Below are 23,642 nucleotides of genomic sequence, written 5' to 3'. Positions count from 1 at the left end.
GAGGCAGCCGCATGAGCATTCGCAACGGCATCCTCGCCATCGACGAGGGCACCACCGGCACCCGTGCCGCGTGGGTCGCAGGCGACGGCACGGTCGGGGGCCTCCACTACGAGCGCCTCACCGTGTCGGCCCCGCGACCCCGCGTGGTCGAGCAGGACCCTGCCGAGATCCTCCGCAAGACGATCGAGGCCGTGCAGCACGCCGTCGCCGATGCTCGGCGCGAGGGGGTGGCGATCGTCGGCTGCGCGATCGCCACCCAGCGCGCCACCACCGTGCTGTGGGACACCGCCACAGGCGAGCCGCTCACCCCGGCCATCGTCTGGCAGGACACCCGGCATGCCGATGAGCTCGCGGCCATCGCCCCCGAGTGGGATGCGCGACTGATCCCCGCCGTCGGCCGCCCGGTGGGCGTGCGCTCGCCGTACCTCACCGCGATGCGGTTGATCGAGACGGATGCGCGGGTGCGGCAGGCGCATCAGCGCGGCACGCTGGGGTTCGGCACCGTCGACACCTGGCTGCTCTGGAACCTGGTGCAGGGCCGACCGCTGCTCACCACCGCGACGAACGCCACCAGCTGCGGCGCCTACGTGATCGCCGAGCACCGCTACGAGACCGACTACCTCGACGCGCTCGGCTTCCCTCGCGAGCTGCTGCCAGCGCTGCGCGACGACCAGGACGACTTCGGCATCACCGACCCGGCGCTGCTCGGCATCGAGGTGCCGGTGTGGGCAGTGCTCGGCGACCAGCACGCCGGGATGCTGGGCCTCGGCGCCCTCGAGCCGGGCGACGCCATGTGCGTGCACGGCACGGGCTCCTTCGTCGACCTCAACTTGGGCTCGTCGACGCCCGCGAACCCCGGCCGCTACGAGGGCACGCTGTCGCTCGTCGCCTGGCGTGCGCAGCAGCGCTCCCGCTTCACGGTCGAGACCTTCACCGCCGCCACCGGCAGCGCGATCGACTGGCTGTGCGGCACGCTCGGCTGGTTCGACGACGCGCGTGCCATCTCTGCCGCCGCGGCCAGCGCATCCGCTCGCCGCCAGGTGCGATTCCTGCCGGCGATGACGGGGGTGCGGATGCCTGTCGTCGAGCCGGGCGTGCGCTCGGCCCTCACCGGCTTCGACTTCTCGACCACCAAGGCCGATGTGGCCGCCGCGGTGCTCGAGGGCATCGCGCACTCGATGGCGTGGAGCCTCGAGGCGGACGCGGAGGTCGCCGGCGTCGACGTGGCGAGCGTGCTCGTCGGCGGTGGCCTGTCGCTGAGCGACCCGCTGCTGCAGATGCAGGCCGATCTGACGCAGGTGCCGCAGCGCCGGCTGCGCACGACCGACGTGGCGAGCATCCGCGGCGCCGCATTCCTTGCGGGCAGCGGCTCCGTCTGGCCAGACATGGAGGCCGCCACGGCGACGCTCGTGCAGGAGGCCGTGTTCGAGCCCGCCATCGACCGCGCCGAGCGCGACGAACGAGTCGGCGTCTGGCGTGAGCGCGTCAACGAGGAGGTGCGCCGAGTGCGCGAGACGACCGTGACCGAGAACGACGAGGAGAGCTGAGATGGCCAAGCTGATGGGCCTGCCGGCCCGCAAGACCGACCGGGCGCGAGAGCGCATGACGATCACCGAGCCGCTGCAGCTCACCCGTGCGCAGCAGGTCGAGCAGCTGCGCACCGAGCGCTACGACATCGTGATCGTGGGCGGCGGCATCACCGGCGCCTACGCCGCGATGGATGCGGCGCTGCGCGGCTACATGGTGGCGCTGCTCGAGAAGGACGACTTCGCCTCCGGCACGTCGTCGAAGTCGTCGAAGATGATCCACGGCGGCCTGCGCTACATCGAGCAGGGCAACCTGCCACTCGTGCGGCATTCGCTGCTCGAGCGCCAGCGGCTGCGCAAGAACGCCCGCCACCTCGTGCAGCGGCTGCCGTTCCTCTTCCCCGTCATGAGCGTGGACGGCGTCTTCGACCGCCGTCTGGCGGCTGGCTTCGAGTCGCTGCTGTGGACGTACGACCTGGCCGGCGGCTGGCGCGAGGGCATCCTGCACCAGAAGCTCTCCAAGAACGAGGTGCTCGCCCACTGCCCGACCTTCAAGACCGACAACCTCGACGGCGGCTTCCTCTACTTCGACGCGCGCGCCGACGACGCCCGTCTCACACTTGCGATCGCGCGCACGGCCGCCTTCCACGGTGCGACGGTGCTCAACGGCGCGAAGGTGACGGATGTCCGCCGTCACGCCGGCAAGGTCGCTGGCGTCGTCGCCGAGGTCGACGGCGAGCAGATCGACGTGCACGGCCGCTCGGTCGTGATCGCGGTCGGTTCGTGGCTGCGCGACTGGAACGGTGCAGCGAAGGACGCCGATGTGCCCAGCATCCGACCTGCCAAGGGCGTGCACGTGGCCGTGCCGTGGTTGAAGATCCAGAACGACTGCACCGTGACGATCCCGGTGCCGGGCCGCAATCGCCGCGCCACCATCACCCGCTGGGGCGACACCTCCTATCTCGGCACCACCGACGAGGACTACCGCGGCGACCTCGACGACGTGCACTGCACGCGCGAGGAGCTCGACTTCCTGCTCGATGGCGCCCGCACCGCGCTCAACATGGAGATCGAGCCCGAGGAGGTGCTCGGCTCGATCGCCGGCACCCGCCCGCTCGTCGCCCCGCCGGGCGGCAAGACCATCGAGGTCAAGCGCAACCACGAGATCCGCACCGACCACGACGGCCTCGTGACGGTCGTGGGCGGCAAGCTCACCACATCCCGCCACATGGCAGAGCAGACGATCGACGCCGCGCAGAAGGTGCTGGGCGAGCGCCGCCGCGTGCAGACGAAGGACGCCTACGTGCTGGGCGCGGCTGGCTACGACCCCGAGGCGGTCGTCGCCTCCGGCGGGCTGGCCTCGCACCTGGGCGAGCGCTACGGCACCGAGTCGGCGTTCGTCAGCCAGATCCTGGCCGCCGACACGTCGCTGGCTGCGCCGATCGTTGCGGGCCTGCCCTACCTCGAGGCGGAGGTCGTCTACTCGGCCCGCCACGAGCTGGCTCGCAGCGTCGACGACATCCTCAGCCGCCGCACGCGCAGCCGCATCCAGGCGCGCGACGCCTCGGCTGCCGCCGCCCCCCGAGTGGCCGCGCTGCTCCAGCGCGAGCTCGGCTTCAGCGATGCCGAGCGTGAGCGCCAGGTGCAGGAGTATCGCGCCGCGACCGCCAAGGAGAAGGCGATCCTGCTCGGCACCGCGATCCCCGCCGCCACGTCCACCGACCCCGCCGGCACCACCGGCGCATCCGCGAACCAGCCAGCACAGATGGGAACGTCAGCATGATCAGCAAGGAAGCAGTGAAGCGTGGGTACAACCGCGGCAACTACACCGTCGGCGCGCCGAGCCAACCGGGCTGGGCACCGGCCAATGCGGCTCCGGCGGAGCGCGCATCGCTCGCCATCGGCACCACCGACGTCTCCGAGGCCGTGCTCGCCGAGCTGCGTGACGCATCCGACACCGTCATCACCGAGCAGGCGGAGGTCATCGCCGGCACGCGCGACTGGTGGGCGCGCACGATGGTCGCTGAGACCAGCGGCGCACCGGCGATCACGGACGCGGTGATCGTGAAGGTCTCGACCGAGGAGCAGGTGCAGGCGGTGTGCCGCATCGCCTCGGCGAACGCGATCCCCCTCACCGTCTCGGCGGGCCGCTCGAACGTGACGGGCGCCGCACTGCCGCTCAAGGGCGGCATCGTGCTCGACGTGTGCGGGCTCGACAGGTTCGTCTCGTTCGACGAGCAGAGCCAGATCATCGACGTGGAGGCCGGCATGTTCGGCGATCTGTTCGAAGAGATGGTGCAGCGCGACTTCGGCATGACCTCCGGCCACTGGCCCTCGAGCTATGCGATCTCGACGGTCGGCGGCTGGGTCGCGTGCCGCGGCGCAGGCCAGCTCTCGACCCGCTACGGCAAGATCGAAGACATGGTCGTCGGCATCGACGTCGTGCTCGCCGACGGCGAGAGGGTGTCGTTCGGCGGCACCGCTCGCGCGGCCGTCGGGCCGGATCTCATGCAGCTGTTCATCGGCTCGGAGGGCACGCTCGGCGTCATCACGCGCGTGCGGCTGAAGCTCGAGCGCCTGCCGGACTACGGTCGTGCGATCGCCTACGGCTTCGACTCGTTCGCCGATGGGCTTGAGGCATGCCGCCGCATCATGCAGGAGGGTGCGACGCCTGCGGCGCTGCGCCTCTATGACGCGCTCGAGAGCGGCCTGCAGTTCGACGAGCCCGAGCGCCACGTGCTGCTCGTCGCCGACGAGGGCGCGCCAGGTCTGGTGGATGCGGGCCTCGAGATCGCGGAGCGAGTCTGCCGCGAGGTGGGCGGCACCCCGCTGGACAGCGACGTGATCTTCGAGCGCTGGCTCGACACTCGCTACCTCACAGGTAAGAGCGCCGAGGGATTCAAGAAGAGCCCGGGCCTCGTCGCCGACACGCTCGAGATGATCGGCGTCTGGAAGGATCTGCCGGCCATCTACGATGAGGTCGTCGAGGCGCTGCAGGGCGTGCCCGGCACGCTCGCGGGCTCTGCGCACCAGTCGCACGCCTACGTCGACAGTGCCTGCCTCTACTTCTCGCTCCGCGGCGACGTCGCGGTCGAGGAGCGTGCCGACTGGTACGAGGCGGCCTGGAACGCGGCGAACGAGGTGATCATCCGCCACGGTGCGACGCTCAGCCACCATCACGGCGTCGGTCTGTTGCGCTCTCGCTTCATGGAGCGCTCGCTCGGCGGGGCATTCGGGGTGCTCGAGACGGTCAAGCGCGTGCTTGACCCGAAGAACATCCTGAACCCCGGCAAGCTGGGGCTGCGCGGGTAGCATCAGCCGATGGATGCGCTCACACGGCGTCGTGGCTGGCTCACCACCAAGCTCCGCACGCGGCCGGTGATCCCGGCGATGTTCACGCGAGACGACGTGAGCGCGTTCCTCGACGCCGATGCGCCGATCGGCATCGTCGCCAACCTCGACCTGCTCGACCTCGAGCCGGCGCTGGCGAACCTGGCGGCGCATGAGCGCTTCGGGTTCGTGAACGCCGACAGCGTCGCAGGACTCGTCGTCGACCGCGGCGGCATCGACTTCCTCGCGAAGATCGGTGCCGCCGGCATCGTCACCACCCGGGCGAGCGCCGTGGGCCGCATCGAGTCGACCGGCATGGTGGCGATGCAGAAGCTCTTCGTCACCGATCGGCTGAACCTGCCGCGCTCGACCCACGGGCTGGAGGGGTCGCATCCCAGCTTCGTGCAGATCATGCCGGCTCCCGTGCTGCCCTATGTGATGGATGAGCCGGTGATGAACATCTCGCCCGTGATCGCGGGTGGGTTCGTGACCAACGAGCGCTCGCTGCTCGCGGCGCTGGCGTGCGGTGCCGCCGGCGTCTCGACGAGCCAGCGCTCGCTCTGGAACTACCGGAAGGAAGACGTGTGAGCAGCAACTACCTGGTCGTCGCGACCTACACCGCCAAGCCCGACACTGCCGATCGGGTGGCGGAGCTGCTGCCCACGCTGGCAGCCGCGAGCCGGCAGGAACCGGGCAACCTCTCGTATGAGATCGCTCGCGACCTCGAGCGCCCGCACGTGTTCACGATCGTCGAGGTCTATGAGGGCCGGGATGCGTTCACCGCGCATCGCGAGAGCGCCCACTTCGCCTCGATCGGCAAGATGCAGATCATCCCGCTGCTGGAGAGCCGCGTGGTCGTCGGCTACGAGGGCGACGGCGTCATCGGCTGAGTTTGCACGCGACGCGGCGGCGCTCGCACGCCGTCGGCCGCGGGCCGAGCGATTCGGGGTCGAGCTTGCGCACTTCGCCGTCAGACGTGCTGCCACGGCAGGGGTGCCAAGCCCCGCCCCCGCAGCGTGGTCAAGTAGAAACAGCGGGGAACACCTCGTCGCGATACATCTGGAGTCGGGCCAGCAGATCGGCCGGCGTCTCGATCGAGTTGAGCACGACTTGGTCGACTCCGGCGGCGGCCAGCGAGCGCAGACGGTTGATGGCTTTCTCTGCTGTGCGAGGCATGCCTGTCGACGTGCTGAGGATCTTGCCGGGACCGAGCTCGTCGAGCCTGGTGCGCATCTCGGTGAGTGCGTCGAAGTCGGCGCCGAGCACCTGCCAGCCGTCGCCGTGACGCTTGATGCGACGGAACGCGGTCGGGCCGAGTCCCCCGATCAGCAGTGGTGGACCGCTCGGCTGCACGGGCAGCGGCAGGCAGGCGAGCTCTGGGAAGTCGTAGAACTCGCCGGAGTAAGCGAAAATCCCCTTGGTCCACGCGAGCCGCATGATCTCGATCTGCTCGTCCATGCGGCGCCCGCGCGCATCGAAACGCTGGTCAAGCGCGTCGAACTCCTCGCGCATCCAGCCTGCGCCGACCGCGAGCTGCAGTCTGCCGTCGGACAGCAGGTCGATCGTGCTTGCGATCTTCGCGACCTCGAGCGGGTGCCGCATGGGCAGCACGAGCACGCTCGTACCCAGGCCGACCTTCGTGGTCGCGCCTGCGACCGCGGCGAGCATCGTGAGACCTTCGAGGAATCCGTCCTCCGGCGCGAACGGCGTACCGCTGCCGCGATACGGATAGTCGGAGTTCGACTCGACGGGCAGCACGATGTGGTCGGCGACCCAGACCGAGTCGAAGCCGCTCTCCTCCGCGGCCTGCGCGAGATCGATCACGGCCGAGCGATTCGCTCCGGCGCCCCACTGGGGAAGGTGGACTCCGACTCTCATGACTACCGTCTCTCTTCGTTGATGCTGACAGTCCGTGCCTCCGGCGTCGACAGATGAAGCGCGACGCGTCAATTGTAAGGCAAGCCTATTCTGTCCATTGTTAGCAATTTGATCAAGGTCGTGACCTGCACTGCCGGGCCAGCCAGTCGGGAACAGCGCGAGATGACGAGACCGTCCGCGGAGGCCTCAGTCGCGATCCGCTACACACTGCAGCGCGGCGTGGTGTGCATCGACGTGGGGGATTGGGAATGCTTCTCCCCGGAGGCGCAAAGTGTCTACAACGGTGACGCCCAAGTGCTGGTCGGCGGTGCAGGTGTTGCCGCCTTCGTGCAGCGCGCGACCGCACAGTACGCGTCCACCGTCCACGACCTAGCGGGGTGTCACGTCGAACTGACCGGCGACGGGGTCGAGGCCGGCGGCACCTGGCTGATCGTTCGGCGCCAGCACGTCGCGCTGTGGCAGTCGGATGTGACGACCATCCCGCCATGGCTTCGGATCACGGAGCCGAAGGGGTTGTAGCCGCCTGGCCAAAGGCGGCGAAGATCGGTAGGTAGCTCGCAGCGGTGACCTCCGACGCCGTCCGATCCGCGCACAGAGCGACCAGCGGCTCCTGGGGGTCGCTCTCAGCATCGAGAGCGCAGACGATCAGCAGCTGTGCCGCCTCTGCGCGGTCTCGCATGCCCGCGATCCGCGGTGAGCCTGCTGCGAGGGCGAGGCTGCGGTATCCGCGAACACCGGCTTGTGCTCGCAGGCTCGGAAGGTGCTCGTCGAGCCACGACTCCTGTGCGGCACCGCTTGCCAACCCGATCAGCAGCAGTCGCGGTGCCGGCAGCACCGGCTGCGTCGCCGGCCGCTGCCACGCGTCGCGCACGTGGTACATCCCGCCGGCTGCGTACGTGACCTCACCGAGCATCCGCTGCGTCCAGTGACGGCGCATCCCCTCACCGAGCGAGGAGCGGTTCGAGCGGTAGCTCTCCGACTCCAGCACGTCGAGGTCGTCGAGCTCATACGAGGCGAGATAGCGCGGCGGTGTCACGCCGGCCAATGTGCGCTCGAGTCGGTAGCGAGCGCCGTTGAGGAAGCCCGGCACACGCATGAGCGCCGCCACATGCTCGGTGTCGTACCACTCGTTCCACTCGTCCTCGACGGTGTCGTCGGGCTGCAGCATCCAGAGCAGTTGGCCGGTGCCGAGATGCAGCATCGTCGCCTCCGTGGGGTGATCGTCGGGCTTGCTGTCGTTTTGCGTCTGATAGTACATTGTCAGTCAAGCGGAGCAAGATTCGCAGTGAGGCGGAGGAAGTGATGACGATGGAGTCGCATCTTGATGTTGCAGTGATCGGCGCTGGCGGAGCGGGTCTGGCGGCAGCGGTCTATGCGCGCAAGCGCAACTCTCCGTCGCCGTCCTCGAGGCATCCGGGTCGGTGGGCGGAACCTACGCCTACTCGACCGGCTTGACGTGGGTGCCGGGGTCAGCGCGCGCCGGGGCCGAGGGGTACGTCGACAGCGTCGAGGATGCGATCGCCCACGTCGACCACCTCGCCGCTGGCCACAACGACATCACCATCACACGGGCCTTCATGGAAGCGGTGGCGCCGTCGGTCGATGAGCTCGCCGACGCGTGCGACGTGCCGTACGAGGTCATCTCGAACTACCCCGACTACTACGCCGAGTCACCGTTTGGCACTGCCGCGGGCCGCTACATCGCATCACCGGTCTTCGACACGAAGACGCTTCCTGGTGAGTGGGCGGATGCGTTGCTCCGGTCGCCGATCTACGAACGGATTCCGACGTCCTGGGCCGAGGTCCAGCGGTGGGGCGGCTATGGAACGGTCGACCGGTGGGATCACGAACTCCTCGCATCCCGCCGTGAGGACGGCTGGGTCGGGTTTGGATCGGCAACGGCCGGCTACCTGCTCCGCTCGGCTCTGGCGAGTGGCGCGACCGTTGCCCTCGAGCACCGGCTGGTCGGCCTGCGTCGCGAGCGGGACCACTGGAGGCTCGAGTTTGAGACGCCCGACGGGCCCGTCGAACTCACCGCCAGCAACGTCGTCCTCGCGGCCGGTGCGTACGACTGGAACAAGCGGATGCAGCAGATGTTCGATCCGCACCCGCCCGCGAACCCCGCGGGCATCCCGACGGTCGACGGCGAGGCGATCACGCTCGCCCTCGAGGCAGGCGCCTCGTTCTCCCCGATCAGCGGTGAGATCCTCGTGCCAGCCGTCAACATCCCGGGCGAGGTCTTCAACGGTCGACCGCTGTGGCGCCTGTTCGTGCGCGAGCCTGCGTTCCCGGGTGGGATGGTCGTGAACGACAAGGGTGTGCGGTTCGCCGACGAGTCGTTCTACCGCGATGTCGTCTCGGCCATGAACCGTATCGACGCCAAGACGCAGCAGTATCCGAATCGCACGGCGTACTTCGTCTTCGACCAGGCATGGAAGGACAAGTACTGGCTGGGCTCTGTCGCCCCGGGGGAGGTTCCCGATTGGCTCGTTCGTGCCGACGATGCTTCCTCGCTTGCCGACGCTCTCGGCCTCGCCGCGGCCGCCTTCGAGGCTACGCTCGCGAGGTTCAACGAGCATGCAGCGAGCGGTGAGGACCCTGAGTTCGGGCGCGGAACGATGGCGTATGGGCGCAACAACGGTGACCGCGACGTGACGCCGAACCCGAACCTGCGCCCGCTCGAGGGCAAGCTCTACGCGTTCAAGATGGAGCAGGCAACGCTTGGCGGGCGAGGCGGTCTTCGATTCGACACCAATGCGCGCGTGCTCGACTGGCGAGATCGGCCCATCGACGGCCTCTACTGCACCGGCAACTCCGGCGCCGCCCTGGTCGAGGGGTATTGGTACAACAGCGGCATTGCGAACGCCCGAGCGACGGCGTTCAGCTGGCTTGCGGCCCGCCACATCGCAGGCGAGACCGGGATCTGGCATTGAACCCGTGGCATTGCTCTAGTCCCACGGCCGACTGTCCGGCAGTGGGCGCGACTTACAGAATGCTTGTCTGACCATGTCATATGCTGGCGGCGTAGGCCGCGCTGGTCAAGGTGACCTGAGCAAGGGAGAGTTCGTATGACGAATCTAAAAGTTGCAGCCGAGTTGGGCTTCGCAGCCATCCCGGTGCAGCGCCCGCGGCAGCAGGTCGAGACGCAGCTCAGGCGCGCGATCCTTGAGGGCGAACTTGCTGAGGGCGATCGCATCCCCAGCGAGAACGCACTGGCGCAGTCCTTCAACGTCAGCCGGGCAACGATCCGGGAAGCGCTCCGCTCACTCTCTGAAGCGGGACTGCTGGCTAAGGGTCACGGCACGACGAGCGGCATGTACGTGCAAAGCGTGGATCACAACGCGCTGTCACGCATCGTCGCGGAGCGGTTGGGGGCGATCCTCGATCTGGGCTCGGTCACTCCGGCCGAGGTGTCGAATTTCCGCGATCTACTCGAGGTGCCGAGCGCGAGGCTTGCTGCGCAGCATCGTTCCGAGGCCAGTCTGGCCGTGCTGAGCGAGATCATCGATCAAGAGCGCAGCACGACCTTCGACGATCCCGCGGTTCCGGAGTTCAACGCGCGGTTCCACTCGGAGATCGCCAATGCCTCGGGAAACCGGGTGCTTGCGGCATTTGTCGCCGCGTTGCACTCCACGGCACGACCGCTGGCCTTCGTCTATATCGATGAGGAGTTCGGGCGCGTGGCAGTCGGCCACCACATCGCGCTGCACCACGCGATCCGCGATGAGGACAGCGAAGCTGCGGCGCTCGCAATGCGCAACCACCTCGACTATCTGCGCGAGCACATCAACGCTAAGGCGGGCCCCGAGGCTCTGGAGCAGCAGACAGCGGCGCGAAACTAGCGCTCGTCGCGCTGCAGCGCGGCGTCGATCGCACGAGCGGTGATGCGACCGAGAACCAGCCCACGCACGAGGCCTCCTGTATAGCCGCGGACGTTCAACCCTCCGGCGTCCACGCCGGCGGCCCAGAGCCCAGGAACGGTGCCGCCAGCCTCATTCAGAACCTGGCCGTGCACGCCCGTGCTGAGGCCTCCGAGGGTGAAGGTGATCGCGGACTGCACCTCCATCAGGGCAAATGGGGGCTGCCGAAGCGCGCTGCCTCGCGGGCCGGTCGCCGTACGCTGCACTTCAGTCAGCGAGGCGAGCGTCGCGTCGGCGTCGAATCCCCATGATGCGACGGGCGCGACGAGCTCGGCGAGGTTGTCCGCGACCGAAACATGCGCGCCGATCTCGACGGCATCCCTGACCTTGTCCAGCGCGGGCATCCCGGGGATGAAGACAGCTGCCCCACGCCTCTGCCACAACTCATCGTCGATGAACAGCAGCGCTCGGCCGACCTTCGCGACTTCCTGCGCGTTGACATGGTCGCCGTGCGCCTCGTCGGCGAAGCGTTGACCCTCGCGCGAGAGCAAGACGCCTTCATCGCTGTGGTACTGCGACAGCGCTGTGTAGTTCGAGGGGTCCCAGCGATCGAGCGGATACGGAACAAGGTGGCCGTAGAAACCGTCGCCACCGAGTGAAAGGGCTGCGCCCACGCTCCGGCCCAGCTCGACTCCGCCACCGATGCTCGCGGGGTTGGCACGCAGCAGCAGATCACTTGCCCACGGGCCGATGAACTCCGAGCGCAGTTGGGGGCTGCCCTGGAACCCGCCGGTGGCGATCACCACTGCCCGTGCAGCGATCGGCTCGGTCGCACCCTCGGGATCCCGGACGACGACTCCGGTCACGGCCCCCGACCGCGTCACGAGCGACTCGACCTCATGCTCGAGCAGCACCCATCCGCCCGCACTCTCGACGACGCGCGTGCAGTGATCGATGTAGCGCCCGATGTCCAGCTGGCGACCGGTTCCGAAGCCGAGGACGTTCTCGAGCACCGGACCGACCTCGATGCCTCTCCCTTCGAGCTCCGCGAGGGCTTCGAACAGCTCGGCGCGCATCGCAAGGAACTTGGAGGCATCCCCGTCCGGATCCTCATTGAGGAACGCATCCTCGTCGAGTGCGGTCCAGACGTACCCCTCGGAGAGCACGGCCGATCCTCCGACGTGATCGCCGATCTCGACGACGCCAACCTCATAGCCGCGGCGCGCGAGCTCGGACGCGATCGTCAGGCCGCCTATTCCCGCGCCGATGACGATGACGTCGACGGCGAAGCTATCGTCAGCAGTCTCTGCAGGCATGTGTGCTCCTCGCACTAGTCACGTGGCGCTCGGCAGGTGGTTCGAGCGAGCAGTCGACCGAATCCCTCCAGCGTCACATCGGATCCGACGGTCTGCAGCATGGCCCACAGGCTCGCGGTGGTGGCGGTCACCACCGGTGCCCCAATCAACTGCTCCAGCTGCGCGGCGACCCGATGGGAGTGCAGGTTCATGCACCCGATGAAGAGCCCTTCGGCGCGCCCTTCGGCGGCCCCCCACGCATCCAGACCCAGATGCACGATCTCGGCATCCGTCGGAAGCGCAAGTTCGAAGCTGCCGGCTATCCCCAGATGCGCTTCACCGGCGACGTCCAGCCCACACGAGCGCAGGAATGCCCCTTCCGCGCTCGCGAGCTTGCCCGCATACGGTGACGCAGCCGCGATGGTGCCGATCTCGAGCTCGTCCAGGGCGCGCAGCACGCACTCCGTCGTGGTCAACGTGGTCACGCCTGTGGCAGCGCTGATCCGGCGCATCAGCTCGAGGTCGTACGCACGACCGGCAAGCAGGCTCGACGCCGTGCAGGCGTAGAGGATCGCCGATGGTCTGCTGCCCGAGAGCGTGATCGCGGCTTCGATGCCGAACTCGTCCATCGCCTCGATCGCCTGCGGCGTCGCCTCCGCGCCGAGCGGCATCCGTGCAGATGCCATCCGGATGTGTTCCGGGAGCGCGTAGGGGAACCACGACTCGAGCACCGTGTTGACGCTCGGCATCACGACACCGACTCGCATAGCTGCGGCGTTCACCCGGCCAGGCTTTCGACGGCAGTCGCGCGGGAGCGCGTGCGCGCGACAGTGTCTCCCCATCTGGAGGTGAAGTGGGTGATCAGGAACGAGATCGGCTCGCCCTGCAGCGCTGCCTCGAGATGCTCGTTGGTGTCGAAGTCGTAGCGGGCGTAGTGGACGAGTCCGTCGGCCTCGTCCAGACTCCACAACCGGCTTGCAGTGCGTGCGCCGAGCTGGACTGCAGCCTGCGGCAGATGCTCCTCGCGATACCAGGCATCGAACTCGTCCTCCGACACGGCCGGGGTGAGGACTGCACGGACGAGAATCGACGTCGGCGGTGGCGTCGGCCTCGGAGTCACGAGCGTTCCCTTCGTCGGGATATGCAGTCATGCGATTGTCCATCAACGTAGCAGACCGCTATTGTCAGTCAAGAGGGACCATTGACAGGTTGCAAAGGAGCCACGGTGGATGACCTGAGGATTCGGCACATCCTCTGGCGGTTGGCGCATGCAGCGCCACACAGCCAGATCACTTGGGCGCACGATGGGCAGCGCCAGGCCGTGACCCAGCGGGCGGTCGCCGAAGCGACGCTGCGACTCGTCGAAGGGTTGCGGGCGATCGGCGTCACCAGGGGGTCGAGGGTCGTCGGGCTCGGTTGGAACAGCATCGAGTACCTGCAGTGCATGCTCGCCGTGCCAGTGCTGGGCGCAACCCTGGACAACATCAACTTCCGGCTGGCAGGCGACGACATCGGGCGGCTGATGGCCGAAGCCCCGGTGGCTGCCGCCATCGTCGACGTCGAACTGCTCAGCACCCCCGATCTCGAGCAGACAATTCTGCCGATCGTGCGAAAGCTGGAAGCCGACGGCGTGACGATCATCGTGATCGGGAGTCACGTGGCCGCTGATGCTGCCGGCTGGGTCGCGTTCGAAGCATTGACGGAGCGGGAGCCCGCGTGCCTCGAGCAACTGCCAACTCATCCTGAGACCGACGTGGCCTATGTCTTCCACACAGGGGGCACGACGGGGGCGCCGAAATCCTTCCCCGTCAGCCACCGTCGTGTGCTGCTGCATGCATTGGTGCAGGGCAACGCGAACGCGATGGGCATTCGCAGCTCGGACCGAGTGATGCCGCTCCCGCAGTTCTTCCACGCGAACGCGTGGAACATGCCGTTCGTCGCCATCCTGGCGGGAGCGGATGTGGTGCTGCCCGGTCGTGACACGAGGGGGGCGGCTATCGCGGCGCTGTTGCGTGATGCAGCGGTTACGCTGGCCGGCGGTGTTCCGACCCTGTGGCACGACATCTGTGCGAGCGTCGAGGCCGATCCGAGCCTACGGCCACGCCATCTCAGGGAAATCATCTGCAGCGGATCCGTGCTCGAACCCGGGCTGCGGGCACGAATCCGCGATCAGCTCGGTGCCGAGCCCGTGACCGGCTGGGGCATGACGGAGTCGATGGGCACCGGCACCTATCAGCGGTCGTCGGATGCTGACGACATGGGCCGGCCCGTGCCATTGCTAGAGATCCGCAGCTTGGTCGAGAGTGACGACGCGAGCCCTCGACTCCAGATTCGCGGCCCTTTCGTGCTCGCTGGCGATGGTGACTGGTACGCGACCGGAGACATCGCAGCGATCGGGGAGGCCGAAGAGCTGACCCTTCTCGACCGGGAGAAGGACGCCGTGAAATCCGGTGGCGAGTGGATCTCGACGCTGCGACTCGAGCGCGCGCTGTTGGACATGGCAGATGTCGAAGCAGCAGCCGTCGTCGCGCGTGCGGATGATCGATGGGGTGAACGCCCGATCGCCTATGTCGTGATGCGAACTGGTGTGCAGCTTCCCTCGGCCGCCGCGGTTCGAGCTCATGTCACAAATACATTGCCGAAGTGGTGGGCGCCCGATGACGTCATCGAGCTCGCCGGGCTTCCCTTGACGCGTCTAGGCAAGCCCGATAAGGCCGCCCTAAGGCTCCGAGACGCCAGGTAGCGCGCAGTTGCACTTGCCTGACAAGTTCCGTACAGTCATCTTCATCGTAAGTCTTTGTAGGACAAGGAGGTCCTGACATGCATTCATCTCGCAAACTGAGGTCAGGGGCAGCGGTTGCTGCTCTGGCCACGACGGCACTGCTCATCAGTGCGTGCAGCGGGCCGGCGACAGGGGGAACGGGCAGTGACGACGCTGGCCCCATCGTCCTCGGCATCCATTCAACCTCGTCCGGCTCACTCGCAGCGCTCGGCCCCGACTTCGAGTACGGCGTGCGTGCAGGCGTCTCGCTCGCGACCGACGGCACGAACGAGATTGACGGCCGGGAGATTCAGTTCGTCGTTCTCGACGACGGCTCCGACGCAGGCGCCGTGCCAGCGCAGGCTCGCGGTCTCCTGCAGCAGGATCAGCCCGACCTCGTATTCGGTCCGATGTCGTCGGCAAGCGCCGTCTCGGCTGCGCCGATCTTTGCCGACGCGCAGGTTCCTGCTATTTTCTCGATCTCTGCGACGAGCGATCTCACCGGCTTCAGCCCCTATACGTTCCGCACATCGCGCGATGCGCTGCAGGAGGCGCAGATGGGTGCCGCAGTCGCGGATATCCAGGCGGGCGAGAGCTTCCTCGTGCTCGCTCCCGACTACGCCTACGGGCAGTCGGCCGCGGCAGCCTGGCAGGAGAACCTCACCGCAGCTGGCGGTGAGTCAGTGAGCGAGCCCATCTTCGCTCCGCTCGATTCCCGTGACTACACGGCAGTGGCGGAGCGCATCCGAAACGCGAGTCCCGATGTCCTCGTCGTCGTCACCTTCGCCGGATCGGGAGGTCCGACGCTCTGGCAGAACCTGGGCGATGCGGGCATCCCCGACTCCTCTGAGGTTGTCACGCTGCTGCCGCAGCGCGACACGATCGAAGCGATGGGTGGCGTCGCACCGAAGCTCAAGTACTTCGCGATCTACTCCGCGTCCGTTCCGGGCGATCTGAATGCGCAGTTCGTCGAGACCTTCACAGAGCTCAGCGGCGGCATCGAACCCGACGTCTACGCGGGAGACTCGGGTGTCGCCGGCATGATCGCGGTGCAGGCGATTCGGGAAGCGGGGACCACTGACAGCGAATCTGTCACGGCTGCGCTTTCGAATCTCACCGGCGAATCGATCAAGGGCGAGTTCGAGGTGCGAGCAGAGGATCACACCTTCCTGCAGAGCTTCTATGAAGCGACGGTCGGCGCCGATGGCGCTGTGACGATCGTCGACACCTTCACGCTTGAAGACAGCGCAACTCCGGTCATCAGCCCGATCGAGCAGTGACGGGCCGCACCATGACGACTGCCTCGCCCCCAGCGGTGATAGAGACTCACGAAGTTTCGGTGACATTCGGCGGCATCCGAGCGCTCCAGGACGTGTCGATCGACGTGAAGGACGGTGAAGTCGTCGGGCTCATCGGGCCGAATGGCGCAGGCAAGAGCACGCTGCTCAACATCATCAGCGGCCAGAGCAAGCCGGACGCGGGGTCGGTGTCGTTCTTTGGGAACGACATCACCCGCGTGCCGGTGTATCAGCGAGCGCGATCCGGGCTGGCGCGCAGCTTCCAGTCGACGACGGTGTTTCCGACCATGACAGTTGGGGAGAACATCCGCTACGCCGCACTTGCCAGCCGAGGGGGACAGTTCTCCTGGTGGATGGGCCGGGTGCGCGGGGACCGAGTTTCGGTCGCCGTTCGCGAGGCGCTGTCTGCAACGCGACTTGAGGGTTCAGAAGACCGACCGGCGAGCACGCTTGGGCACGGACAGGCGCGAGGCCTTGAGGTCGCGATGCTCCTGGCGGCCGGTGGCCGGGTGATGCTCCTCGACGAGCCGAGCGCGGGCATGGCTGCCGGCGACGTTGCGGGCCTCACGGAAACAATCGCACGTGCCCGCGAGCGAACGGGAGCGAGCATGGTGATCGTCGAGCACAAGATCTCGCTAATCTTCGAGATCTCCGATCGGGTCGCGGTGCTCGACCGCGGGACGCTCATCGCGTTCGACACGCCCGCGGCGGTCGCCGGTGACGCTGCAGTGAAGAAGGCATATCTCGGAGAGGACCCGTCCCTTGGTTGACAACCGACTGCTCGAAGTGCGGAAGATCGATGTGTCGATCGGGCCGTTCCACATCCTTACCGACGTATCGGTCGATCTACCCGAGGGCGATGTCACGGTCATCCTGGGTCGCAATGGCGCAGGCAAGACCACGACGCTGCAAGCGATCCTCGGCTTCCTGCCACTGACGAGCGGCACGGTGGAGTTCGACGGCGAATCTCTTGTGGGTCTCGCGCCCTACGAAGTCAGCCGGCGCGGCATCGGCTACGTGCCGGAGCGCCGCGGGATGTTTCCGACGCTCACGGTCGAAGAGAACCTGCGAATGGTCGAAGCTCGTGGCTCGCTGTCGCGGGACACGATCCTGGACATGTTCCCGATCCTTCGGGAGCGCCTGAAGCAGCCATCGGGCGCGCTCTCGGGCGGCCAGCAGCAGATGCTCGCAATCGGTCGCGCGCTGCTGCAAGACCCGAAGCTGCTCGTGCTCGATGAGCCGACGAAGGGGCTTGCTCCGCTGGCCATCGACGAGCTCGTCGCAGCGCTTCGGGCGCTGAAGGGAGAGATCTCGATCCTGCTGGTCGAGCAGAATCTCGACGCCGCTCGGCGTCTCAGCCAGCACTTCATGGTGATCGACGACGGAGTCACCGTTGCTGAGGGCCCGGCAAGTGAGCTCACCAGCGAAAGCACGGTCACTGAGAAGTACCTCACGATCTCCACCCATAAGGAGCGGTAAATGGATCTCGCTACAACCGCCACGCTCCTCGTGAACGGGCTCGCGCTCGCGGCCATCCTCTTCCTCGTGTCGTCGGGCCTGACCATGATCTTCGGGCTCCTCGACGTGCCCAACTTTGCACACGGAGCGTTCTTCCTCGTCGGCTCATACATCGCCCTGAGCGTCGCGGCTGTCTCGAACATCTTCGTGGCGTTCGTGGCAGCGACCGTCGGCGTGGGTGTCCTCGGGTTTGTCGTGGAGCGGCTGCTGATCCGCCGCTTCTACAGGGCGCAAGATCAGCTCACCGCGCACCTCCGGCAGTTGCTGCTGACCCTCGGCGTCGCACTGATCCTCACGGAACTCGTGCACATCGGGTTCGGGCCCAACTTCGCAACGGTCGCACCGACTCCGGGGATCGGCGACACCGTCCCCTTCTTGGGCGGCTACGTGCAGATCTTCCGGCTGATCCTGATCGGACTCGGCGTGCTCGTATTCGTTGGCGCGTACCTGCTGATGAACAAGTCGAAGATCGGCCTGCTCATCCGCGCGGGAGTTCAGGACCCCGACATGGTGCAGTCGCTGCGCATCAATGTGAACTCGGTGTTCATGTGGGTGTTCACCATCGGTGCTGCCATGGCCGGATTCGCGGGCGCAGCCGGTCTCTACTTCTACCAAGGCACGTATCCCCTGCTTGGCGACGAGCTGCTGATCCTCGCATTCGGCATCGTCGTGGTTGGCGGATTGGGCTCCTATGTGGGTTCGGCCGTCGGAGCGATCCTGATCGGCGTGCTCTCCTCCTTCGTCTCGTACTTCTGGCTCGGCGCGCAGAACTTCGTGGTCGTCGGCCTGCTGATCATCGTCCTGCTGCTGAGGCCGCAAGGGCTGTTCTCGAAGGAAGTGTCACGAACGTGAGCCGCACAACATTGCTCCCCGAGTTCTCTCGGCAGACCTGGATCCGGATCGCCATCGGGGCAGTCGCGGTGCTCGCGATCTTGACGCTGCCGCTGTGGCTCGCCAACGAGTACTGGGTGCTCGTCGCAGCAGACATCTGCATCTTCGCGATCTTCGGGATGTCGTATAACGTGCTGCTCGGCCAGATGGGGCTGTTCTCGCTTGGGCAGGCGCTCTTCTTCGGCTTCGCGAGCTACACGGTGGCCAACCTGACCAAGCTCGGCGTCGACATCGTCACCGCCATCCTGCTGGCAATCGCAATGACGGCGGCTGTCGGCTTCGTGCTCGGATTGATGACCTCGCACATCCGCGGGATCTTCTTCGGGATCGTCACCCTCGCGATTGCGCAGGCGGCCTTCACGGCAGCCGGCACCGACATCCTCGGGCTGACGGGTGGCGAGAACGGCCTGCGCGTCACGGGACTGCCAGATGCGCTCAACGTGAACTTCGGCTCGACCGGCTTCTACATGCTGACCGCCGTGCTGATGCTCGTGGTCCTCGGCATCATGACGGTGCTGAAGCGGGCTCCCATAGGGTCACTGTGGGCTGGCATTCGTGACAACCGCGTGCGCGCGCAATCACTGGGTGTCAACATCGCCGGTCAGAAGCTTGTCGCGCTCACCGTGTCGGGGGCGATCGCAGGCCTTGCCGGCGCGCTGAACGCCGTGCTGCTGCAGATCGCTTCGCCGGAGCAGCTCGGCCTGCACATCCAGGTGCAGGTGCTGCTCATCGTCATCATCGGTGGCCCCGGAACCCTGCTCGGCCCGATCCTGGGTGCGTTCCTGGTGCGGCTGAGCGGCCCGATGCTGGACCAGCTCGATCGCCAGGCGTGGGTGCATGAGCTGCCCACCTACCTCGAGCGCGCCGTGACCTCGCACGACCTTGTGCTCGGCATCGTCTACATCCTGCTCGTGCTGTTCGTGCCGGGCGGGCTGATCTCGCTCGTCCGTCGTCGGCGGTCGCGCGTGAAGCCAGTGGCAGGGCTCGATGAGCCGGCCGTCCCGGCGCCGAGCGGTGCGCGGACATGAGCCTCCGTGCCCCCGCGTTCGACGATCTGGCCGGCGTGCCGATCGTAAGCGAAGGATCCGTTGAGCCGGAGCAACTGGATGTCATGGGCCACATGACCGTGCTGGAGTACCTGAACGTGCAGACGAGGGCGACGATAGCCGGATGCGGTGCGTTCGGCCTCGACCTGGAGTACCCGGTGCGGACGGGCATGGGCCTGTTCTCGATCGAGCACCGCGCGCGCTACCTGCGGGAGGTGCGATTGGGCACCCGATTTACCTGCAGGATGCGCTTGGTCGATGCGACGGAGACCGCCGTGCAGACGATGACGTACCTCGTCGACGAGGATCGGGGCTTGCTCTCCAGCAGCCTGGAGACCGTGCTGCTGAATGTGAGCCTTGAGACCAGGCGCGTCGTGCGATTCGCCGGCGACACCGTGGCGCTACTGACCAAGGGCTTGGCTCGAGACGCGGAGTTCGCTGCCTGGGATTCCTTGGCCAGCTCGGCCCTGAGCAGCCGCATGTCCCACGTCTCGTAGTACTGACCCACGCAGGTCGAGGACATTTTTCTTGTCGACTTGACACTTGTAGGACAAGCATGATTACCTACAAACGTAGGCAAGCGAGAAGGAAATGTGATGGCAATCTCGAGCACGCTCAGTGAAGAGCAGCAGATGATGATCGACGCGATCGATCAGATCTGCGCGAGCATCGTCACCGACGAGTACTCCGCGATGCTCGATCGTGAGGCGCGGTACCCGCAAGAGGTCATGGACGCGCTCGCGAGCGCAGGATGGTCGGCACTCCCCATCTCGGAGGAGGCCGGCGGTGCCGGCGCGAGCGCTCAGGATCTCGTGCTCGTGCACGAGGCGCTCGCCCGCCACAACCTCGTCGTCGGCCAGGCGTACTTCTCCCTCTGGGTGCTGGGCGCCGAGGCGATTGATCGCTTGGGCACCGACGAGCAGAAGGCCGTGTGGATGCCGCGCATCCTCGACGGCGACAACGTTGCCTTCGCGCTCACGGAGCCGGGTTCCGGATCCGACGCTGCCGCGCTGCGGACGACGGCGGTCCTCGACGGCGACGACTACATCGTGAACGGATCGAAGGTCTTCATCACGGGCGCCGCGGTCTCCGATGTCATCGTGACCGGAGTGCGCACCTCCACCGGAGGCGGCAAGCGTGACGGGATCACGACGCTGATGATCGATCCGTCGCTCACCGGCGTCTCCGTCCGCAAGCTCTCGAAGATGGGGCTCAAGGGTCTCGACCTCTGCGAGGTGTTCTTCGCCGATGTGCGGGTGCCCGCGAATGAGGTGCTGGGGGAAGTGGGGCAGGGCTGGAACGGCGTCCTGCCGGGCCTGGCGAATGAGCGCCTCCTGCTTGCAGCGCTCAGTGTCGGTGCGCTCCGGGACCTCCTCGATCGCTGCCTCGCGTATGCGAAGGAGCGCCAGACGTTCGGCAAGCCCATCGGCGGTCACCAGCTGATCGCAGACAAGCTCGTCGAGATGCGGGTCGCGATCGAAGCGAACCACGCGCTCACGATGCACGCCGCCACCCTGGTCGACGCTGGCGACCCGGATGCGGTCAACGTGGCGTCGATCGCCAAGCTTTCGGCCACCCGCGACTACGTCTCCGCGACACGCGAGGCCGTGCAGATCTTCGGCGGCTACGGATTCTGCGACGAGTACCCCGTGTCGCGGCACTACCGCGACTGCAAATACCTCGAGATCGGCGGCGGCACCAGCGAGATCCAGAAGATCGTGATCGCACGGGGCATGGGGATCCGACTGTGAGCGTGCTCGACACCTTCCGGCTCGACGGCCGCGTCGTCATCGTGACGGGGGCATCGGCCGGCCTCGGAGCGGCAGCTGCCGCCGCCATGGCGCAGGCCGGCGCGCACGTGATCCTCACCGGCCGACGCGAGCACCTGCTCGTCGAGCAGGCAGCAGTCATCCGCGCAGCCGGGGGGCAGGCAACGCCCCGCGCCCTCGACGCCACCGATGCCGAGGCGGTCGCGGCAGCCTTCGCCGAGCTGGCAGCCGAGGTCGGGCCGTTCGACGCCATCGTCAACAACGCGGCGCAGGCACATCAAGCCGACGTCCTCGACGTCTCCGTCGAGGACTGGCAGCGCATCGTCGACGTGAATCTCAACGGAACGTTCTTCGCGATCCAGTCCTTCCTGCAGCATCGCACGCGTGAGCGCAGCACATCCATCGTCAACATCGCCTCGCTGGCCGCTTCCGTCGGCGTTCGCGGGCAGGCGGCCTATGCCGCCAGCAAGGCGGGTGTCGTGGGTCTCACCCGCGCGCTCGCCGTCGAGCTCGCTCGCGAAGAGGTGCGGGTCAACGCCCTCTCGCCCGGCTACTTCGCCACGGACATGCCTGGCGATGTGCTGGCGGATGAGGCGGCCACGACGGCGCTGCTGCGGAAGATCCCGCAGAAGCGAATCGCTGATCCCAGCGAGATCGGCGCACCGCTGGTGTTCATGGTCTCCGACGCCTCCCGTTTCATGACGGGGGCCGTCATCAACTTCGACGGAGGGTATACCGCAGTATGAGCGAGCAACTAGGCGCCGCACTCGTCACCGGCGCAGCCGGTGACATCGGCCAGACAACGGCAGTCGGATTCGCGAAGGCCGGCCGCGACGTTGCGGTCTTCGACCGCAAGGTCGAGCTGCTCGCCGAGACCGTCGCCCTGTGCGAGGCCGAGGGCGTGAAGGTGCACGCCGCGGCAGTCGACCAGACCGACCACGATGCAGTCGAGGCGGGGGTCGCAGGGGCGATCGCAGCACTCGGGCCGATCACCGCGCTCTTCGCGAACGCTGGCTACGGCAAGTTCTCGTCGCTGATCGACCAGCCGCTCAAGGAGTGGCACCGTCACGTCGACGTGAACTTCACCGGCACCTTCGCCATCTGCCAGGCGGTCGCGCGCTCGATGATCGACGCGCGACTCGGTGGATCGATCGTGATCAACGCGTCGTCGGGCGCATCGCAGTACTCCGATCTGCTGGGTGCCTACTGCGCCACGAAGGCGGGGGTGAAGATGCTCGCGACCGGGCTGGCATCCGAGCTCGGCAACCACCGCATCCGTGTGAACTGCGTCGAGCCCGGTGTGATCGAGACCGGCATGACCGGCCCGATGCTCACGGGGGAGAACGGGGATGCGCACCGAGAGATCCTGCTGTCGGATACGCCCTCCGGCCGACTCGGCATCCCCGAGGACGTCGCATCCGTGGTGCTCTTCCTGAGCTCGCCCGAGAACTCGTTCCTCACCGGCGTCTCGGTGCCGGTCGACGGCGGGCAGACCATCCACGGGCACCCGCGCTGGTATCGCACCGACTACCGCGTCGAGCACACGACGGAGTGGGAAGTGACCCGATGAGCGGCGAGCGCGCATCCAAGATCATCGAGGTCGCCGAGGCTGCAGCTGCGGTCGATGACGGCATGACCATCTCCATCGGCGGCTTCATCAATTCGGGCCACCCGATGGCGATCGTGCGACAGCTGATCAAGGACGGCCGTCGCAACCTCACCGTCGTGGGGGCCGCATCCTCAGGGCTCGAGACTGACCTGCTCATCGCCGCGGGCGTCGCAAGCCACGTCATCTCGCCCTACGTCGGCGCAGAGGGCTTCGCGGGCATCGGGCCCGCCTTCCGCAAGGCGGCGCAGGATGGCAGCCTCGACATCTTCGAGCTCGACGAGGCGCACTTCTACGCGGGCCTGCGTGCCTCGGCGCAGCGCGTGCCGTACAACCCCTGGCGGGCGGGCGTCGGCACCGACCTGCCGAAGGTCAACCCGAAGCTCAAGCAGTACCGCGACCCGATCAACGACGAGCTGCTTATCGCGGTGCCGGCGATCGAGATCGATGTTTGCTTCCTCCATGCGTCGGTGAGTGACATCTACGGCAACGTGCAGCACAACGGAACGCGCTACGGCGACATCGCGATGTACAACGCAGCGAGCGCCACCTACGTGTCGGTCGAGAAGGTGGTGTCGCCGGAGCAGATCCGAGCGGATCCGCTGAAGACGAGCATCCCGGGAGCGACGGGCATCATCCGCGCACCGTTCGGGTCGCACCCGTACTCCGCGGATGGCTACTACGTTCCCGACGCAGAGCACATCAAGCAGTACCTCGCTGTCGCGACGACCTGGCTGAAGAGCGGTGACCGCACCGACCTTGACGCCTACATCGAGGAGTACATCGTCGGCCCCGCTGACCACGCCGAATACCTCGAGCGCATCGGCATCCGCACGCTGCTCTCCATCAACGAGTACTGAGGAC

General features: G+C 67.0%; 23 protein-coding genes and 1 pseudogene. 19 read left to right on the top strand and 5 right to left on the bottom strand.

The window, feature by feature from the left end; translation table 11 throughout:
* Positions 1 to 11 precede the first annotated feature (11 nt).
* The 5 genes from MKD51_RS00435 to MKD51_RS00415 are packed head-to-tail and all read left to right on the top strand — an operon-like array spanning position 12 to position 5,746.
* Positions 12 to 1,547, top strand: coding sequence for an FGGY family carbohydrate kinase (locus MKD51_RS00435; RefSeq protein WP_240236944.1), 1,536 nt, complete (start codon positions 12 to 14; stop codon positions 1,545 to 1,547).
* A 1-nt stretch (position 1,548) separates the two neighbouring features.
* Positions 1,549 to 3,309 (top strand): glycerol-3-phosphate dehydrogenase/oxidase, encoded by a 1,761-nt coding sequence (locus tag MKD51_RS00430; RefSeq protein WP_240236942.1) that lies wholly within the window; start codon positions 1,549 to 1,551, stop codon positions 3,307 to 3,309.
* Positions 3,306 to 4,838, top strand: a complete 1,533-nt coding sequence (locus MKD51_RS00425) for an FAD-binding oxidoreductase (RefSeq protein ID WP_240236940.1) — start codon at positions 3,306 to 3,308, stop codon at positions 4,836 to 4,838. Before MKD51_RS00430 ends, MKD51_RS00425 begins: the two co-directional genes overlap by 4 nt.
* Positions 4,839 to 4,847: 9 nt before the next feature.
* Entirely contained in the window at positions 4,848 to 5,444 is a 597-nt protein-coding gene (locus tag MKD51_RS00420) for a glycerol-3-phosphate responsive antiterminator (RefSeq protein WP_240236938.1), read from the top strand.
* Positions 5,441 to 5,746, top strand: coding sequence for a putative quinol monooxygenase (locus MKD51_RS00415; RefSeq protein WP_240236937.1), 306 nt, complete (start codon positions 5,441 to 5,443; stop codon positions 5,744 to 5,746). The genes MKD51_RS00420 and MKD51_RS00415 overlap by 4 nt, the downstream gene beginning before the upstream one ends.
* 130 nt (positions 5,747 to 5,876) lie before the next feature.
* On the opposite strand, the gene MKD51_RS00410 is transcribed toward MKD51_RS00415, so the two are convergent.
* Positions 5,877 to 6,734, bottom strand: coding sequence for an LLM class F420-dependent oxidoreductase (locus MKD51_RS00410; protein WP_240236936.1), 858 nt, complete (start codon positions 6,732 to 6,734; stop codon positions 5,877 to 5,879).
* 108 nt (positions 6,735 to 6,842) lie between these two features.
* Between MKD51_RS00410 and MKD51_RS00405 the strand changes: the two genes are divergently transcribed.
* Entirely contained in the window at positions 6,843 to 7,253 is a 411-nt protein-coding gene (locus MKD51_RS00405) for a nuclear transport factor 2 family protein (protein ID WP_240236935.1), read from the top strand.
* Here the strand turns inward: MKD51_RS00405 and MKD51_RS00400 are convergent.
* On the bottom strand, positions 7,231 to 7,935 hold the full coding sequence (locus tag MKD51_RS00400) for a DUF4286 family protein (protein ID WP_240236934.1): 705 nt from the start codon (positions 7,933 to 7,935) through the stop codon (positions 7,231 to 7,233). The two genes, MKD51_RS00405 and MKD51_RS00400, sit on opposite strands and share 23 nt — an antisense overlap.
* Before the next feature lie 163 nt (positions 7,936 to 8,098).
* On the opposite strand from MKD51_RS00400, the pseudogene MKD51_RS00395 reads away from it, so the two are divergent.
* Both MKD51_RS00395 and MKD51_RS00390 read left to right on the top strand, forming a co-directional pair.
* Positions 8,099 to 9,667: pseudogene (locus MKD51_RS00395) on the top strand (FAD-binding protein); the annotation flags it as partial.
* A 135-nt stretch (positions 9,668 to 9,802) separates the two neighbouring features.
* A complete protein-coding gene (locus tag MKD51_RS00390) occupies positions 9,803 to 10,576 on the top strand; it encodes an FCD domain-containing protein (protein ID WP_240236933.1) in 774 nt (257 codons plus the stop codon).
* Here MKD51_RS00390 and MKD51_RS00385 read toward each other — a convergent pair.
* The 3 genes from MKD51_RS00385 to MKD51_RS00375 form a co-directional block, all read right to left on the bottom strand.
* Positions 10,573 to 11,910, bottom strand: coding sequence for an FAD-dependent oxidoreductase (locus tag MKD51_RS00385; protein ID WP_240236932.1), 1,338 nt, complete (start codon positions 11,908 to 11,910; stop codon positions 10,573 to 10,575). The two genes, MKD51_RS00390 and MKD51_RS00385, sit on opposite strands and share 4 nt — an antisense overlap.
* A 14-nt stretch (positions 11,911 to 11,924) precedes the next feature.
* Positions 11,925 to 12,560 carry a hypothetical protein gene (locus tag MKD51_RS00380; RefSeq protein ID WP_240236931.1) on the bottom strand — a complete coding sequence of 212 codons (636 nt, stop codon included), beginning with the start codon at positions 12,558 to 12,560 and terminating at the stop codon, positions 11,925 to 11,927.
* 107 nt (positions 12,561 to 12,667) lie between these two features.
* Entirely contained in the window at positions 12,668 to 12,946 is a 279-nt protein-coding gene (locus MKD51_RS00375; RefSeq protein ID WP_240236930.1) for a hypothetical protein, read from the bottom strand.
* Between the two features lie 168 nt (positions 12,947 to 13,114).
* Between MKD51_RS00375 and MKD51_RS00370 the strand changes: the two genes are divergently transcribed.
* The 11 genes from MKD51_RS00370 (at position 13,115) to MKD51_RS00320 (ending at position 23,638) form a co-directional block, all read left to right on the top strand.
* Positions 13,115 to 14,632 (top strand): AMP-binding protein, encoded by a 1,518-nt coding sequence (locus MKD51_RS00370; protein ID WP_240236923.1) that lies wholly within the window; start codon positions 13,115 to 13,117, stop codon positions 14,630 to 14,632.
* Positions 14,633 to 14,709: 77 nt separating this feature from the next.
* Complete coding sequence (locus tag MKD51_RS00365; RefSeq protein ID WP_240236921.1) at positions 14,710 to 15,930, top strand: ABC transporter substrate-binding protein; 1,221 nt, start codon at positions 14,710 to 14,712, stop codon at positions 15,928 to 15,930.
* On the top strand, positions 15,927 to 16,718 hold the full coding sequence (locus tag MKD51_RS00360; RefSeq protein WP_240236919.1) for an ABC transporter ATP-binding protein: 792 nt from the start codon (positions 15,927 to 15,929) through the stop codon (positions 16,716 to 16,718). The genes MKD51_RS00365 and MKD51_RS00360 overlap by 4 nt, the downstream gene beginning before the upstream one ends.
* A gap of 31 nt (positions 16,719 to 16,749) precedes the next feature.
* The gene (locus MKD51_RS00355) at positions 16,750 to 17,427 is read left to right on the top strand and encodes an ABC transporter ATP-binding protein (RefSeq protein ID WP_240236917.1); all 678 of its coding nucleotides are present in this window, start codon (positions 16,750 to 16,752) and stop codon (positions 17,425 to 17,427) included.
* A complete protein-coding gene (locus MKD51_RS00350) occupies positions 17,428 to 18,318 on the top strand; it encodes a branched-chain amino acid ABC transporter permease (protein ID WP_240236915.1) in 891 nt (296 codons plus the stop codon). It begins immediately after the preceding gene.
* The gene (locus tag MKD51_RS00345; protein ID WP_240236913.1) at positions 18,315 to 19,385 is read left to right on the top strand and encodes a branched-chain amino acid ABC transporter permease; all 1,071 of its coding nucleotides are present in this window, start codon (positions 18,315 to 18,317) and stop codon (positions 19,383 to 19,385) included. Before MKD51_RS00350 ends, MKD51_RS00345 begins: the two co-directional genes overlap by 4 nt.
* Positions 19,382 to 19,900 carry a thioesterase family protein gene (locus tag MKD51_RS00340; protein ID WP_240236911.1) on the top strand — a complete coding sequence of 173 codons (519 nt, stop codon included), beginning with the start codon at positions 19,382 to 19,384 and terminating at the stop codon, positions 19,898 to 19,900. Before MKD51_RS00345 ends, MKD51_RS00340 begins: the two co-directional genes overlap by 4 nt.
* A 99-nt stretch (positions 19,901 to 19,999) precedes the next feature.
* On the top strand, positions 20,000 to 21,154 hold the full coding sequence (locus MKD51_RS00335; protein ID WP_240236908.1) for an acyl-CoA dehydrogenase family protein: 1,155 nt from the start codon (positions 20,000 to 20,002) through the stop codon (positions 21,152 to 21,154).
* Positions 21,151 to 21,918 carry an SDR family oxidoreductase gene (locus MKD51_RS00330; protein ID WP_240236906.1) on the top strand — a complete coding sequence of 256 codons (768 nt, stop codon included), beginning with the start codon at positions 21,151 to 21,153 and terminating at the stop codon, positions 21,916 to 21,918. Before MKD51_RS00335 ends, MKD51_RS00330 begins: the two co-directional genes overlap by 4 nt.
* Positions 21,915 to 22,742: an SDR family NAD(P)-dependent oxidoreductase gene (locus MKD51_RS00325; RefSeq protein ID WP_240236904.1), complete on the top strand. Its 828-nt coding sequence runs from the start codon at positions 21,915 to 21,917 to the stop codon at positions 22,740 to 22,742. Before MKD51_RS00330 ends, MKD51_RS00325 begins: the two co-directional genes overlap by 4 nt.
* Positions 22,739 to 23,638 carry a CoA-transferase gene (locus MKD51_RS00320; RefSeq protein WP_240236903.1) on the top strand — a complete coding sequence of 300 codons (900 nt, stop codon included), beginning with the start codon at positions 22,739 to 22,741 and terminating at the stop codon, positions 23,636 to 23,638. Before MKD51_RS00325 ends, MKD51_RS00320 begins: the two co-directional genes overlap by 4 nt.
* Positions 23,639 to 23,642: the final 4 nt, after the last annotated feature.

Source organism: Agrococcus sp. ARC_14 (assembly GCF_022436485.1).
Taxonomy (GTDB): Bacteria; Actinomycetota; Actinomycetes; order Actinomycetales; family Microbacteriaceae; genus Agrococcus.
This window is presented reverse-complemented; position numbering and strand designations above follow the sequence as displayed.

Bases quoted from the DNA above. Each gene is read 5' to 3' on its own strand.
- MKD51_RS00435 (WP_240236944.1), top strand. From the start codon at position 12: ATGAGCATTCGCAACGGCATCCTCGCCATCGACGAGGGCACCACCGGC.
- MKD51_RS00430 (WP_240236942.1), top strand. From the start codon at position 1,549: ATGGCCAAGCTGATGGGCCTGCCGGCCCGCAAGACCGACCGGGCGCGA.
- MKD51_RS00425 (WP_240236940.1), top strand. From the start codon at position 3,306: ATGATCAGCAAGGAAGCAGTGAAGCGTGGGTACAACCGCGGCAACTAC.
- MKD51_RS00420 (WP_240236938.1), top strand. From the start codon at position 4,848: ATGGATGCGCTCACACGGCGTCGTGGCTGGCTCACCACCAAGCTCCGC.
- MKD51_RS00410 (WP_240236936.1), bottom strand. From the start codon at position 6,734: ATGAGAGTCGGAGTCCACCTTCCCCAGTGGGGCGCCGGAGCGAATCGC.
- MKD51_RS00400 (WP_240236934.1), bottom strand. From the start codon at position 7,935: ATGCTGCATCTCGGCACCGGCCAACTGCTCTGGATGCTGCAGCCCGAC.
- MKD51_RS00390 (WP_240236933.1), top strand. From the start codon at position 9,803: ATGACGAATCTAAAAGTTGCAGCCGAGTTGGGCTTCGCAGCCATCCCG.
- MKD51_RS00385 (WP_240236932.1), bottom strand. From the start codon at position 11,910: ATGCCTGCAGAGACTGCTGACGATAGCTTCGCCGTCGACGTCATCGTC.
- MKD51_RS00380 (WP_240236931.1), bottom strand. From the start codon at position 12,560: ATGCCGCTCGGCGCGGAGGCGACGCCGCAGGCGATCGAGGCGATGGAC.
- MKD51_RS00365 (WP_240236921.1), top strand. From the start codon at position 14,710: ATGCATTCATCTCGCAAACTGAGGTCAGGGGCAGCGGTTGCTGCTCTG.
- MKD51_RS00350 (WP_240236915.1), top strand. From the start codon at position 17,428: ATGGATCTCGCTACAACCGCCACGCTCCTCGTGAACGGGCTCGCGCTC.
- MKD51_RS00340 (WP_240236911.1), top strand. From the start codon at position 19,382: ATGAGCCTCCGTGCCCCCGCGTTCGACGATCTGGCCGGCGTGCCGATC.
- MKD51_RS00335 (WP_240236908.1), top strand. From the start codon at position 20,000: ATGGCAATCTCGAGCACGCTCAGTGAAGAGCAGCAGATGATGATCGAC.
- MKD51_RS00325 (WP_240236904.1), top strand. From the start codon at position 21,915: ATGAGCGAGCAACTAGGCGCCGCACTCGTCACCGGCGCAGCCGGTGAC.
- MKD51_RS00320 (WP_240236903.1), top strand. From the start codon at position 22,739: ATGAGCGGCGAGCGCGCATCCAAGATCATCGAGGTCGCCGAGGCTGCA.